This is a genomic window from Candidatus Uhrbacteria bacterium, from assembly GCA_016187485.1.
Lineage (GTDB): Bacteria > Patescibacteriota > Patescibacteriia > UBA9934 > UBA10169 > JACPJO01.
In genome coordinates this window covers 149,208-161,958 of the sequence record JACPJO010000004.1, presented here as the reverse complement: position 1 = coordinate 161,958, position 12,751 = coordinate 149,208, and the positions used below count along the sequence as shown (strand labels likewise).

Genomic DNA, 12,751 nt, shown 5'->3' with positions numbered 1-12,751 from the left:
CTTTCGTTACCAAGTATTGTCAGGTACTCTACGGACACTTATGCGCGTGTTGGCGATTGAAACAAGCTGCGATGAAACGGCGGTGGCCATTGTTTCTGAACAAGAGGGAAAGTTTATTGTTGAGAAAAATCTTGTCTCTTCTCAAATGCAGACCCATGCCAAATATGGTGGTGTCGTGCCGGAGGTGGCGGCGCGCATGCATATGGAAAGCCTTTTTCCTGTCCTTAAAGAAGCCGGGGTGTCGCGAAGGGGAGAAGATATAGATGCCATTGCTGTCACGCAAGGACCCGGACTTGTCGTGGCACTTCGCGTAGGCGTGGAGTGTGCCAAGACGCTTGCGCACCTTTGGCAAAAGCCGCTCGTCGCGGTTAATCATCTGGAAGGGCATGTGGCGAGCGCCTGGCTGGGACAGGAAACTCCATTGTTTCCTCTTCTTGCACTGATCGTATCTGGCGGTCACACGGAGTGGGTTTTGTTTAAAAGTTTTATTCATCGCACCTATCTTGGCGGTACGCGCGATGATGCCGCGGGGGAGGCGTTCGACAAAGTGGCAAAGTTGCTTGGGCTCGGATACCCGGGCGGCCCGGCCCTCTCGCAACTGGCAGAGGGGGGTTCGTCCTCGGCGATTGCGTTTCCGCGCCCGATGATGGATGCTGACACACTTGAAGTAAGTTTCAGTGGACTCAAAACCGCCGTTCGCCGGGTGGTGCATGATGGAGCCGCCGCGCCTCACTCTCTTGCCGACATCGCTGCAAGTTTTGAAGAAGCGGTCGTGGATACACTAGCGCGAAAAACCGCGCAGGCGATCCGTGCGTATGCTCCCGCGTCGCTTACGGTGGTGGGTGGCGTATCGGCGAACCGGCCTCTGCGCGAGCGGCTGAATGTGCTTGCCGCGTCTCACCGTCTTCCCCTTCTTATTCCGGAGTTGAAATTTTGCACAGATAACGCGGCGATGATCGGCGTGGCGGGGCTTTTGAAAGCACGGGAAGGACTATTTGTTGACCCGCTGACGCTTGAGTCTGATCCGCATCTTTCGCTTGTATGACAAAAACGTGGCACACAGAAAGAGAAGAGGAACTTTCTCCTGTTGCGAAGGATTTGATTGCGTCTATGCGCGGCGGGGAGGTGACCCTGCTTCGCGGGGAGCTTGGCGTGGGGAAGACGGCGTTTGTCCGCGCGCTTGCCAAATCGCTTGGGTCGACGACACCTGTGCGGAGTCCCACGTTCACGCTCGTGCATGTGTATAAAACAACGCATCCAATCATCCGGTATCTTGTCCATGCGGATTTTTATCGCCTCTCCTCTGCAGAGGGTGCATGGAAACATCTCGGACTGGACGAATGGGCGGAGAGGAAGGACGCGATTATCGTTGTGGAGTGGCCCGATGAGGAGACAAAAAACCGGCATGACGCCGGGTGGGACATCCTGTTTCAGTTTGGAGCGACAGAAACTGCCCGCACGATCGACGTGACTCCTTTATGTGGAGGCGACGCGCGTTAATTCCTCAAGACTTGTAAGTCCTTCAAGTGCTTTCAGTAATCCGTCTTGGAACATCGTGACCATGCCCTGCGCGACGGCGATTGTGCGCATATCTTCGGTGGAGATCGATCCTTCTTTCATCTTTTCTGCGACAAGCGCATCCATAAGCAAGACCTCGTAGATACCAAGCCGGCCTTTGTATCCGCCGTGACACTTATCGCACCCTTTTGCCGTAAAGAACGTAAGCCCCTCGAGCGATGCAAGACGCTCGCCGGATGCTTCAGGGATAGATTCCAGTTGTTCGCGCGCGCGGGTGAGGTCTTCGGGCGAAAGAGCCGCTGGCTGTTTGCACGAGGCGCATAGGCGACGTACCAAGCGCTGTCCCAAAACCACATTGACTGCTTGCGAGAGGAGGAACCCTTTTACGCCCATGTTGAGGAGGCGTGGAATAGCGCCAGCCGCGTCGTTTGTGTGGACGGTGGAAAGGAGGAGGTGACCCGTGAGTGCCGCATTCACGGCTGTCTCAGCGGTTTCCAGATCGCGGATTTCCCCCACCATGATGATGTCCGGATCCTGGCGCAAGATGGAGCGGAGTCCTGCCGCGAACGTGTAGGTTCTGGCCGCGTCCACTTGCGACTGGTTGATGCCCGCCAGGTGATACTCAATAGGATCTTCGAGCGTGATAATCTTTACATCTTTCGTGTTCAGTTTTTGCAGCATGGCATAGAGTGTCGTGGTTTTTCCCGAACCGGTGGGTCCCGTCGTAAGGATCATCCCGTGCGGTTTCTGCATTTCCGCTTGCAGTTTTGCAAACGCCTTCGAACGGAACCCCAAGTCGTGAAACTCTACGCGAATGGAGGAGGGGCGCAGAATACGCATGACGACCGACTCGCCCCAATTCGTGGGGAGTGTGGAAACACGCACGTCCGTATCCCCCTCATTTAAGAAAATCGTGTAGCGGCCGTCTTGTGGCCGGTCGGTGATGTTGATCTTGAGACCCGAGATCAGCTTGAGCCGAGCGACCATTTTTTTCCATGTGTCTTTAGGTAGGGTCATGATGTCGGTAAGCACACCATCAATGCGGAATCGGACGGCGATGCTGTTCTCTTCAGCTTCGATGTGGATGTCGGAAGAGTCGAATTGCAAAGCAGCAGCAACGAGAATAGAGACCGTGTCTGAAACACGATTGCTTGTAAGGAGCTTGGCGACATCAGAAAGCGCCTGCATGGCCTGCTGGTAGCGCTCGATCTCTTCTTGCGTAAGACGCACGCCTTTGATGATTGCGGTGATTTTGGGAAGCGCCGCGTATAGACCGAGGCCATAGGCGAGAGAGTCTTCGGAAACTTGATACACCACGATATGTGCCTTGTTGCGTTCTCCCAAACTAAACGCCGCATCTTGGACGGCGGTCTCCTCTGGGTGTATTGCGGCAAGGCGCACTTCCGAACCCACCCAAAAAAAGGGAACCATCCGCAGGTGTTGCGCATCCGTTTCGGGCAAAAGAGAGAGGGCTTCTGGAGAAATGGCGAGGCCGCGTAGCGCGACGTAGGGAACCCCGGAACCTGCGGCGGCTTCTGCGATTGCCGTCTCCTTCTCCTTCAACTGAATGGACGTCATCCGCTCTTCAAATTTTTCTGGCGCCGTTTTTTCGGATTCTAGTTTTGCGCGAACTCCGGCCCCTGGCGCGGGCTTCTTCAAGAGGTCTTCAATAGAGGGCATGTGCGTGCTCATAGCCACATCTGTTGTACCATGCGGCGCGTCCGGCTCTCAAACTGCCGCTTTTTTATGTGCGTGTAGGCCCGTGTCAATGTGTGGTAGGCAAAGGCCGTGAACACCCCAGCCCCAAGAAGGAGTGTGGCCACGAACAGGAGCGTAGCCACCGTGGTGGCAAACGATGTGAGGACCAGGGAGCCCGCCCACGCAAAGACAAGGTAGAGGGTGCTGTAGAGCACGGTGATGAAGGATAGGGCGACTGCTCCAATAGCACCAATGACGAAGCTTGCGGCAAGCAGCAGAAGAATAAGTTCCACTGTTGCGAGACCGTGGGCAAGTGCAGTGCGCCAAGCTGTGCGCCAGCTTTGCCACACTCCCGTCCCCGATGCCGTGTCAGCCAAAGCAAAAATTGCTACGGCCGAAGAGACAAGAAGGAGGGCAAAGCCCACAAGAAGGAATAGCATCTGCGTTATGTCATCAAACCACGAAAGAGGGGCAGGGAGCGGGGCGAAAAGGAGAGCGAGGAGAGCGGCCGTCGTCGCGAAGGCAAGAGCATCAATGCCGAGCACGCGCCAGAATATTTTCTTTGAATTTTGAAGGAGGGAACGGGGGGACTTTTTGTGCCTGTTGCGGGCCATCTCTACCAGGGCACCCTGGCACAAGACGGCAAGAATAGCCAGGAAAAATCCCAGGGTAATAACAAAACTCAACGTAAGGGTCGCGCGTGTGGAGGAGAGGAGGGGGAGTTGTGCGACCCATTGCCCAAGCGGTTCGCTCCACGGAAACAGGCGCTCCAAAAACGTGTTTTCGGGGAGGGAAATGCCACGCCATGCGCGCATAAGGGGCCCCACGGCACTCCCGGAGAGAATGAGGGCGGCCGGTATACCAAAAAACCATCCGTCACGCACGGCAATGGATTCTTGCGCTGCTTCTCGGAGCAGAGTTCGGTAACGGGCAGGGTTACGTTTGGACGCGTGCGCCATACTCCTCCTTCATGGACGTTTTAGCGCCGACCAATTCTTCAAAACGTTCTTTCTCGATGGTTTCTTTCACCAAGAGTTCGTCGGCGATTATCTTCATCTTATCACGATTTTCCTCAATGATCTTCCTGGCGCGTCCTTTTGCTTCCTCCACAAGCCGCAAGATCTCTTGATCGATGGCCTCCGCAGTGGCGTCAGAATAGTCACGCATCTCGTGGTAGTCGCGGCCGAGGAAAATCTCCTGCGAAGCACTCCCATAGGTGCGGGCGCCGAGCGCCTCGCTCATACCGTAGCGTGTAACAAGGTCGCGTGCCAGTGCGGTGGCGCGTTTGAGATCATCGGACGCACCCGTCGTCACGTCGCCAAAATGGAGGCTCTCGGAAACATAACCGCCCAGAAACACTGCCATGTCATCGAGGAATGAAGCGCGCGTGTGCATTTTGCGATCTTCGGAGGGGAGATTCATGGTGTAGCCAGCAGCACGTCCGCGGCTAATGATGGAAATTTTGTGCACGGGGTCGGCATGGGGAAGCGTGTGCGCGACAAAGGCATGGCCTGCCTCGTGATAAGCCGTGACGGTACGCTCGCGCTCTGTGAGTACATGGCTCTTGCGTTCGGGGCCCAGGAGGACTTTTTCAATGGCATCGGTGAGTCTCTGCATGGAGATGGTCGTTTCGTCGTGGCGCGCGGTTGCAATCGCCGCTTCGTTCAGAACACTCTCCAAATCGGCGCCGGAAAATCCTACGGTGCGCTCGGCGAGACGGCGAAGATTTGCTCCCTCCGCCAGCGGTTTGTTCTTTGCGTGGATCTTCAAAATGGCCTCACGGTCGTTAATGTCAGGCAAGTCAATGACGACGCGCCGGTCAAAACGGCCCGGACGCAGCAAAGCCGGGTCGAGAACGTCGGGGCGATTGGTGGCAGCCATCACGATGACGCCCAGGTTTGTTTCAAATCCATCCATCTCGACCAAGATCTGGTTGAGCGTTTGCTCGCGCTCATCGTGCCCGCCGCCAAGTCCCGCCCCGCGATGGCGCCCTACGGCATCGATCTCGTCAATGAAGACAATGCAGGGAGCGCTCTTTTTCGCCTTTGCGAAGAGGTCGCGCACGCGTGCAGCGCCCACCCCTACGAACATTTCTACAAATGAAGAACCGGAAATATGAAAGAACGGCACGTCAGCCTCTCCCGCGACCGCGCGAGCGAGGAGCGTTTTTCCGGTGCCGGGTGCGCCCATGAGGAGCACGCCCTTCGGAATCTTTGCGCCCACCTCGGTAAACTTTTTTGGTTGCTTCAAGAAATCTACAACTTCCTCAAGCTCTTCCTTTGCCTCCTTCGCGCCTGCAACATCGGCAAACGTGACGCGCGCACGATCTTCCGCACTTACTTCCTTTGCACCGCTCATGCCAAACTGCAGCGCGCGGCCATTCGCTCCCTGGAACTGCCGGAACATGAGATAGAACACGAGGAGCAGGATGAAGAGCGGCAGGAGCGAGGGAAGGAGGACACTCAAGAGGTAATGCTTGCCGCTGTTTTGTTTGATCTCAATGGGCAAGCGCGCCAATTCGTCGCCGCTCACGCCGTAGGTGGACAAAAGTTCGGGCACGGACGGCTGGGATTCTTTCGTAGCCTTCAATTGTCGGCCATCGCTCGCAAACGCGATCATTTCTGTGCCGCGCACCTCAATTTTCGTGATAGTGCTGGCATGGATGCTTGCAACAATTTCCGACACGGAAGCCTCGACAGGTTTTTCTTGCGTTGTTCTGGTTGTCGAAAGAATGGCGCCAAACGCAAGGATCACGAGGAGAAAGACAATGACATTTTTCGAGAGAGGTTTCATAAGCGATGGCAGTATAACACGAAGGAACGGGGCCTCGAAGCCCCGTTCATTATCTATTTATGCCGCTTGCGGCACATCTTCTTTGACAGGAGCCGTGGGTTCCTTCATTGCCTTGAGGCTCAAGCCCAGGCGGTGCTCTTTTGGTTCAATGGACACCACTTTGAAATCAATCGTGTCGCCCTCATTGGCAATGGTGTGAAGATCTTCCACGGGCTTTTCCGAAAGCTCACTTACGTGCGCCAAGCCGTGGATGTCTTGGTCCAGTTCTACAAAGAAGCCGAAGGGATTTACTTTTAACACTTTGCCCTTTACCACGTCGCCCACTTTGTACCTCTTCTCCACATTACGCCACGGATCTTCCATAAGTTTCTTCATGGAGAGGAAGATCTTTGATCCCTCTATACCGATGATCTCGGCGCGTACATGGTCGCCGACCTTGAGGACATCTTTGGGGTGGTCAATGCGCTGCCAGGCGATTTCACTGATGTGCACCAATCCTTCCAGCGCGTCGAATTTTACAAACGCGCCGAAGTCCGCAAGCGCGGTAACGTCTCCGTCCACGGTATTGCCAACTTTATACTGAGAGATTTCGCTTTTACGCTTCTCTTCCCACACAGCCTTTTCCGAGACGATGAGTTTTTCATCTTGTTCATTCACATCCAGAAGGCGCACGTCGAAAGATTCCCCGACGTATGTTTTCAACTTCTCCAAGATTTTCTGCTTGTCGCCGCCCGATACGCGTGGGTAGTGGTCGGGGGAGAGTTGCGAGACGGGAAGGAAGCCTGTGACATGGCCCACCTGCACAATAAGGCCGCCTTTGTTGGCGTCGAGGATCTTCGCTTTCACAATCTCGCTCTTGGTCTGGCCATCACGCAGTCCTTCCCATGCCTTTTGGGCACCCGTGAATCGGAAGGAGAGTTCGATCTCGCCGTTTTCGTTTTCAAGACCAATTACCGTTGCTTCGATTTCGTTGCCTGGCTCAAGCGACGCGTATTCTTCGGATTCGGCAAAAAGTTCGCGGCCGCGTACGACACCCACGGCGACACCACTCAAGTCGAGGCGCACCTCGCGGCGGTTGGCAGAGACGACCTTACCTTTCACGATGTCACCCAGCTTTGGGAAAAGCAAATAGGCCTCGTTCTCGGCGAGAAGAGCGCCAAAAGGGGAGAGAGGGATTTGATCGGTCATACGATATTTCCGGCCGTAGCCTGACTTTTAGGTAGTCGGGGACGGACGGGGCTATGAATAAAGAATGGGGGGAGTGTAGGCGATGCCAGGCCGAGTGTCAAGGAGCGGATAGGCGCATAGCAAAGATTCTCTCTTAGAGATCACTAAGAGAGAATCCACCTTGATTTTTCTTGGTATCCTGCTACATTGCCAACGCAACCCTGGAGGCTCCATGCCCGCTGTCAAGCTCTACTGCCCGCTGTTCTACACCCCCGGCCTGCTCATGGAGGCCATCGTGAAGGCCATGATCGGCACGCCCGACTTTGGCGCGCACGCGGACAACATCCGTCCCATCCCGATCGTGACCGAAGGTCGTTCGATCTACGTCGAGATCGTCTACAAGGAGAAGGGGACGCGTACGCCCGACGTCTGCAACGACTTGCACACCCGCGTGCACATGGCGCTCACGGAGTGCCTGGCGAACACGGTGTTGCCGGTCGAGGAGCTGAAGGATCGCGAGCGGCCGCTCGTCGCTCTCATTCCGCTTCCGGCTACCGCCTTCAGCACGGGTAAGCCTGCCGCCGTGGCCTAGCCTCCGCCCCTCGTTCCTTCCTCCGCGCCCGACCTCAACAGGTCGGTTTCTCTTTTTGCGGACTCCCTCGACGACCATCGCCGCTTGGGCTACAATAGCCCCATTCTTTCCCTACTCCTATGGCCCATCCTCATCAGTCTCTTCTCCTCGAATTTGACCTTGCCGTCAAGAAACTTCCCCCGACTCTGCCGGATCTTGCCAAGCAGGCAAAGGCACAGGTTGCGAAGTTTCGTGCAGATGAATCTATCACAGAGGAAACCGTTCTTGAGGCTCTCGCGGAACTTGGGCGCAAGGAATATCCACACCGTCATGCGCTTTTGGATTTGCACGGAACGTACGGTGAGGGGATGGAGGCTGCACTTGTGCTTGACCACGTGGATGCGAAAGTGGCGGAGAAACTCCGTCCCATGTTGAAAGACGGGGTGACGATTGAAGAGGTTATGGCAAGCGGCTGGTTTCAGGAGAAGCTCTCTCCGGAAGAGCGCTACCAGGTGGAAGATGGAATGCTGCTGGCGCGCTACAAAATGGAGCAAGAGGACAAGGGTATTGTGAAAAACCACGTCAAAGAGTACGACGAACGCGTGGCGCATTGGGAGGCGGAGGCCAAGAGTATTGAAGCGTTGATCGAGGAGCTGGAAACGCTTGCGGGCAAAGACAAGCGCTATGCGGAAGAGATCAATAATCAAGTACGGACCTTCCGCACGGGCTGGTCGGTAACGGAGCGTGATCCAGACCCGACGGATGTAAAGGCCGCCGTAGACTACTGGAAGGATGTTTTGGGGGAAATGTAAACTATGCAATTTGTCTCTCACGGACTTGGGTGTGTGGATATGACGGCAAAGCACGCGCAGGGCGAAATGCGCGTGGTTATGGATCCGTATGCGTCGAGCGTTGGCATGCGTCCGCCGCGGTTGCTTAAAGCAGATTTGATTGTTGCTTCCCATGATGCGCCGGAATCGCACGCGCTTGAGGGTATAGAAGGAAAGCCTTTCGTCATAGATATTCCGGGCGAGTACGAAGTGGGTGGCATATTCTGCTACGCCCTTCCCGTTCCGCGCAAAGATGGGAGTGCACACTTCGTTTCACGACTGACGGCCGAGGGATTGGAGGTCGCGCATTTAGGCGCGCTTGACCGTCCGCTTTCGGAGGAAGAATTGAAATTGCTTGGGGATGTAGACATCCTGTTTGTGCCCGTGGGCGGCGGGGTGGTGCTCGATGCCGAGACGGCCGCAGAAGTCGTGACGGCCATTGAGCCGCGCGCGGTCGTCCCGATCTATTTTGGGGCATCTTCTATCGGCGTGAAAGAGTTGGGGCCGGAAAAATTTTTGCGCGCGCTTGGCAGTACCTCCAAAGAAGAACAGGTCAAATGGAAAGTCGCCAAAAAAGACTTGACGGAGGACGTTCTTCAAGTTGTTGTTTTACGCCGCGAATAGCTATGCAGCTTGTTGATCCAAAACTTCCTCACCGGACACGGATCTTTGCCTATACAGCTTTTGCGCTTGTGCTTGCGGGGAGCCTTGCGGTTTGGCTCTTGAGTGTGAGGGAGTCACTTCGGACGTTCGGACAGAGTCTCGAAGGGGGGGCTGCCACGCAAGATCAGCTGAAAGATGGATTCCAAAACGCCTTTGCCAAGTAATATTTTCGTATGGCCAAACGCCCCCTGCCAGAAAAACAGGAAGACACTCAGGTAACACCGTCCGCTGGGCACATTGTGGATCGTAGTATTGTCACCGAGATGGAGACGAGTTATTTGGATTATGCCATGTCTGTCATTGTTCAGCGCGCTCTTCCCGATGTGCGCGATGGCATGAAACCCGTTCAACGGCGCATTCTCTACTCCATGTGGCAGTCGGGGCTACGGGCGAGCGCCAAGTTTAAAAAATGCGCCACGGTGGTTGGAGACGTGCTTGGGAAATACCACCCGCACGGGGACGCATCGGTGTATGCGGCGCTTGTGCGTTTGGCACAAGACTTTTCGCTCCGATACCCCCTTGTGCACGGGCAGGGGAACTTCGGCTCGATTGACGGAGACGAAGCGGCTGCCTATCGCTATACGGAGGCCAAGCTTTCTGCTATTGCCGAGGAGGCGCTCGTGGACCTGGAAAAAGAAACGGTGGAGTTTGCGCCAAACTACGATGGCACGCACAAGGAACCGCGCGTGCTTCCCTCTAAGCTCCCTACTCTCATGGTGGAGGGGACACTTGGGATTGCGGTCGGTATGGCCACGAATATTCCCCCTCACAACCTCACCGAAGTGTGCGACGCGATCATTCACTTGATTGAAAATCCAAAAGCGACCGTGGAAGATTTGTTGCAGTTCGTGAAGGGCCCGGATTTTCCCACGGGCGGGATTATCTACAACCGTGAGGACATCCGCCAAGCGTATTCCACGGGCCGAGGCGGCATCGTCATGCGGGCGAAAGCCGAAATCGTGGAGGATAAGCAAGGGCACGCTATTATTGTTACCGAGATTCCTTACCAAGTGAACAAGGCGGCGCTGCTTGAGAAGATTGCTGATCTTGTGCAGGAGAAAAAGATCGAGGGCATTCGCGACTTGCGCGACGAGTCGTCCAAAGACGGGCTGCGCGTTGTCATTGAACTCAAGAAGGACGCGTATCCCAGAAAAGTGTTGAACCGCCTGTATCAAGCCACACAACTGCAAGATACTTTTCATACGAATTTTGTCGCTCTAGTGGACGGGATTGCGCCGCGCCTCCTCAACCTGCGCGGCATGCTTGAGGAGTACGTAAAGCATCGGCAGGAAGTGGTTCGCCGCCGCACGGCATACGATCTTGATAAAGCGCAAGCGCGCGCCCATATTTTGGAGGGACTCCGCATTGCTATTTTGCAGATTGATAAAGTGATTGAGACTATAAAGAAATCTGCCGATCAAGACGAGGCAAAAGCCAACCTCATTAAAAAATTTAAACTTTCGGAGCTGCAGGCACTGGCGATTTTAGAGATGCAGCTACGCCGGTTGGCAAACTTGGAACGGTTGAAGGTGGAACAGGAATATAAAGAGAAGATGGCGCTTATCAAGGAGCTTGAAGCTATCCTCAAATCTCCGGCGAAAATTCTGATGATCGTGAAACAGGATGCGAAGGACATGAAGGAACGCTACGGCGATGCGCGCCGCACAGAGATTGTGGCAAGCGGCGTGAAAAACTTCCGCATGGAGGATGTCATCGCTGATGCGCCGACCGTCGTGATGATCACCGAGGGGGGATATATTAAACGCCTTCCGCCGGACACGTTCAAAGCGCAAGCGCGTGGGGGGAAAGGCGTCTCGGGCATGACCGCGAAAGAAGAGGACGCGGTAGAACAAGTTTTTGCCACAACGACGCATAAAGACTTGCTCTTCTTCACGAACCGCGGGCGTATCTTCCAGTTGAAAGCGTACGATGTGCCCGAAGCGAGCCGGACGGCAAAGGGGCAGGCACTGGTGAATTTTCTACAGCTCGCACCGGGCGAACTTGTCACCACGTCTCTCTCGCTTGAAGATATTGAATCGTACAAATATTTGGTCATGGTAACGCGACGCGGGACAATAAAAAAAGTGGAGCTTGGCGCGTTTGAATCGGTGCGCCGAAGCGGGCTTATTGCCATTAAATTAAACGAAGGTGATAGTTTGCAGTGGGTACGGCCAACGGATGGGGACGACCATATTATTCTGGTAACGGCTGATGGTCAGGCAATTCAGTTTGTCGAAAAGAACGTGCGCGCGATGGGGCGCGTGGCGGCGGGGGTGCGCGGTATTAAGTTGCACGGCACGGATGAGATTGTGGGGATGGAAGTGATTGCAAGTAAAGCAAAGAAGGGCGCGTATCAGCTCTTCACGCTCATGAAACATGGGTACGGCAAGCGCACGCCGGTAGAGGAATACAAAGTACAAGGTCGCGGCGGATCCGGCATTATGACGGCAAACGTCACGGACAAAACGGGGTCAGTAGTGTCTGCGCGAATTGTGCGTTCCGACGACGAGCGTGATCTCTTGGTTGTTTCGGAGGCAGGGCAGGTAATTCGCACGGCGCTTTCCTCTGTCTCGGTGCTTGGACGGGCTACGCAGGGAGTACGAGTTATGAGATTTAAGAAAGAAGGGGACGCCGTGGCGACGGCGGAACTTGTTTGACATGCACGTACTCCTTTGCTAGAGTGCCGCCGTTATGCCATTGCCGGGCCATAGACATTCCAAGTCCAAAACACGTCGGCGTCGGGCTCACCATGCCTTGAAGCCGATGCAAATTTCGGATTGTCCGAAATGTAAAGCGCCTGTTCGCCCACATACGGCGTGTGCACAATGTGGGTTCTATCGAGGTCGCCAAGTTCTCAATGTTGCGCGGTCAGTGGAGCGCCTCATGAAACGTGCGCAAGAAAAAATGAAGGCAAAGACCGGGACACACGATCACGATCACGAGGAACACAAAGAAGAAAAAGAACATGCGTCTGGGTAATCCCCAGGCGCTTTTGTATGGTATACTCCCTGTAACGCTCTTTGCTCTATGTCGAACAGGCACCTTGCGCGTACCATCGCGCTCCAAACGCTCTATCTGTGGGATTTCAACGGCAAGGATGCCGGCCAGCTTGAGGCATGGCGGGAATATGCCCGCGGGGAGTTTGCGCCGAAGTTCGATGACGAAGGATTCATCAAAGAACTCGTGGATGGGGTTCTGGGACGGTTAACGGAGATAGATGAGCGCATCCGGCGCTTTGCTCCAGACTGGCCGATTGAATCCATCACCGTGATTGACAGGAATGTCCTTCGTCTGGGTATTTATGAGCTGTGTTATTCGGAGCGCGTACCCTCGAAGGTAGCGATTAACGAAGCCATCGAGTTGGCGAAAGGATTCGGTGGCGAGGCATCCGGGCGGTTTGTAAATGGGGTGCTTGGGGCCATCTATAAAGATATGATCGCGAGCGGGAACGAGAAAGCTGTAGACAAAGAACCACCGAAGAAAAAAGATGAAGAGAAAAAATAATATACTT

Annotated in this window: 13 protein-coding genes; 9 read left to right on the top strand and 4 right to left on the bottom strand. The window is 55.0% G+C overall.

Translation table 11 applies throughout. The features are described 5' to 3' along the window. Nucleotides 1–40 precede the first annotated feature (40 nt). Together tsaD and tsaE are read left to right on the top strand one after the other, a co-directional pair. Nucleotides 41–1,045, top strand: a complete 1,005-nt coding sequence (tsaD, locus tag HYW18_02210; GenBank protein MBI2484941.1) for a tRNA (adenosine(37)-N6)-threonylcarbamoyltransferase complex transferase subunit TsaD — start codon at nucleotides 41–43, stop codon at nucleotides 1,043–1,045. Further along, entirely contained in the window at nucleotides 1,042–1,500 is a 459-nt protein-coding gene (gene tsaE, locus HYW18_02205) for a tRNA (adenosine(37)-N6)-threonylcarbamoyltransferase complex ATPase subunit type 1 TsaE (protein MBI2484940.1), read from the top strand. Before tsaD ends, tsaE begins: the two co-directional genes overlap by 4 nt. On the opposite strand, the gene HYW18_02200 is transcribed toward tsaE, so the two are convergent. Genes HYW18_02200 through HYW18_02185 form a run of 4 tightly spaced genes read right to left on the bottom strand, consistent with a single transcriptional unit; the run spans nucleotide 1,477 to nucleotide 7,197 of the window. Continuing rightward, a complete protein-coding gene (locus HYW18_02200; GenBank protein ID MBI2484939.1) occupies nucleotides 1,477–3,210 on the bottom strand; it encodes a type II/IV secretion system protein in 1,734 nt (577 codons plus the stop codon). The genes tsaE and HYW18_02200 overlap by 24 nt on opposite strands. Then, on the bottom strand, nucleotides 3,207–4,175 hold the full coding sequence (locus tag HYW18_02195; GenBank protein MBI2484938.1) for a hypothetical protein: 969 nt from the start codon (nucleotides 4,173–4,175) through the stop codon (nucleotides 3,207–3,209). The genes HYW18_02200 and HYW18_02195 overlap by 4 nt, the downstream gene beginning before the upstream one ends. Then, a complete protein-coding gene (gene hflB / locus HYW18_02190) occupies nucleotides 4,153–6,009 on the bottom strand; it encodes an ATP-dependent zinc metalloprotease FtsH (protein ID MBI2484937.1) in 1,857 nt (618 codons plus the stop codon). Before hflB ends, HYW18_02195 begins: the two co-directional genes overlap by 23 nt. Before the next feature lie 57 nt (nucleotides 6,010–6,066). After that, entirely contained in the window at nucleotides 6,067–7,197 is a 1,131-nt protein-coding gene (locus HYW18_02185) for a S1 RNA-binding domain-containing protein (protein ID MBI2484936.1), read from the bottom strand. Nucleotides 7,198–7,408: 211 nt separating this feature from the next. Between HYW18_02185 and HYW18_02180 the strand changes: the two genes are divergently transcribed. From HYW18_02180 to nusB, 7 genes are all read left to right on the top strand, one after another. Then, on the top strand, nucleotides 7,409–7,768 hold the full coding sequence (locus tag HYW18_02180) for a hypothetical protein (GenBank protein MBI2484935.1): 360 nt from the start codon (nucleotides 7,409–7,411) through the stop codon (nucleotides 7,766–7,768). Nucleotides 7,769–7,887: 119 nt separating this feature from the next. Beyond that, the gene (locus HYW18_02175) at nucleotides 7,888–8,559 is read left to right on the top strand and encodes a hypothetical protein (protein ID MBI2484934.1); all 672 of its coding nucleotides are present in this window, start codon (nucleotides 7,888–7,890) and stop codon (nucleotides 8,557–8,559) included. 3 nt (nucleotides 8,560–8,562) lie between these two features. Continuing rightward, nucleotides 8,563–9,201 (top strand): MBL fold metallo-hydrolase, encoded by a 639-nt coding sequence (locus tag HYW18_02170; protein MBI2484933.1) that lies wholly within the window; start codon nucleotides 8,563–8,565, stop codon nucleotides 9,199–9,201. A 2-nt stretch (nucleotides 9,202–9,203) separates the two neighbouring features. Beyond that, on the top strand, nucleotides 9,204–9,404 hold the full coding sequence (locus tag HYW18_02165) for a hypothetical protein (GenBank protein MBI2484932.1): 201 nt from the start codon (nucleotides 9,204–9,206) through the stop codon (nucleotides 9,402–9,404). A 9-nt stretch (nucleotides 9,405–9,413) separates the two neighbouring features. Further along, complete coding sequence (gyrA, locus tag HYW18_02160) at nucleotides 9,414–11,897, top strand: DNA gyrase subunit A (GenBank protein MBI2484931.1); 2,484 nt, start codon at nucleotides 9,414–9,416, stop codon at nucleotides 11,895–11,897. A 34-nt stretch (nucleotides 11,898–11,931) separates the two neighbouring features. Further along, nucleotides 11,932–12,219, top strand: a complete 288-nt coding sequence (gene rpmF / locus HYW18_02155) for a 50S ribosomal protein L32 (GenBank protein ID MBI2484930.1) — start codon at nucleotides 11,932–11,934, stop codon at nucleotides 12,217–12,219. Nucleotides 12,220–12,267: 48 nt separating this feature from the next. Beyond that, the gene (gene nusB / locus HYW18_02150; protein ID MBI2484929.1) at nucleotides 12,268–12,744 is read left to right on the top strand and encodes a transcription antitermination factor NusB; all 477 of its coding nucleotides are present in this window, start codon (nucleotides 12,268–12,270) and stop codon (nucleotides 12,742–12,744) included. Nucleotides 12,745–12,751 lie beyond the last annotated feature (7 nt).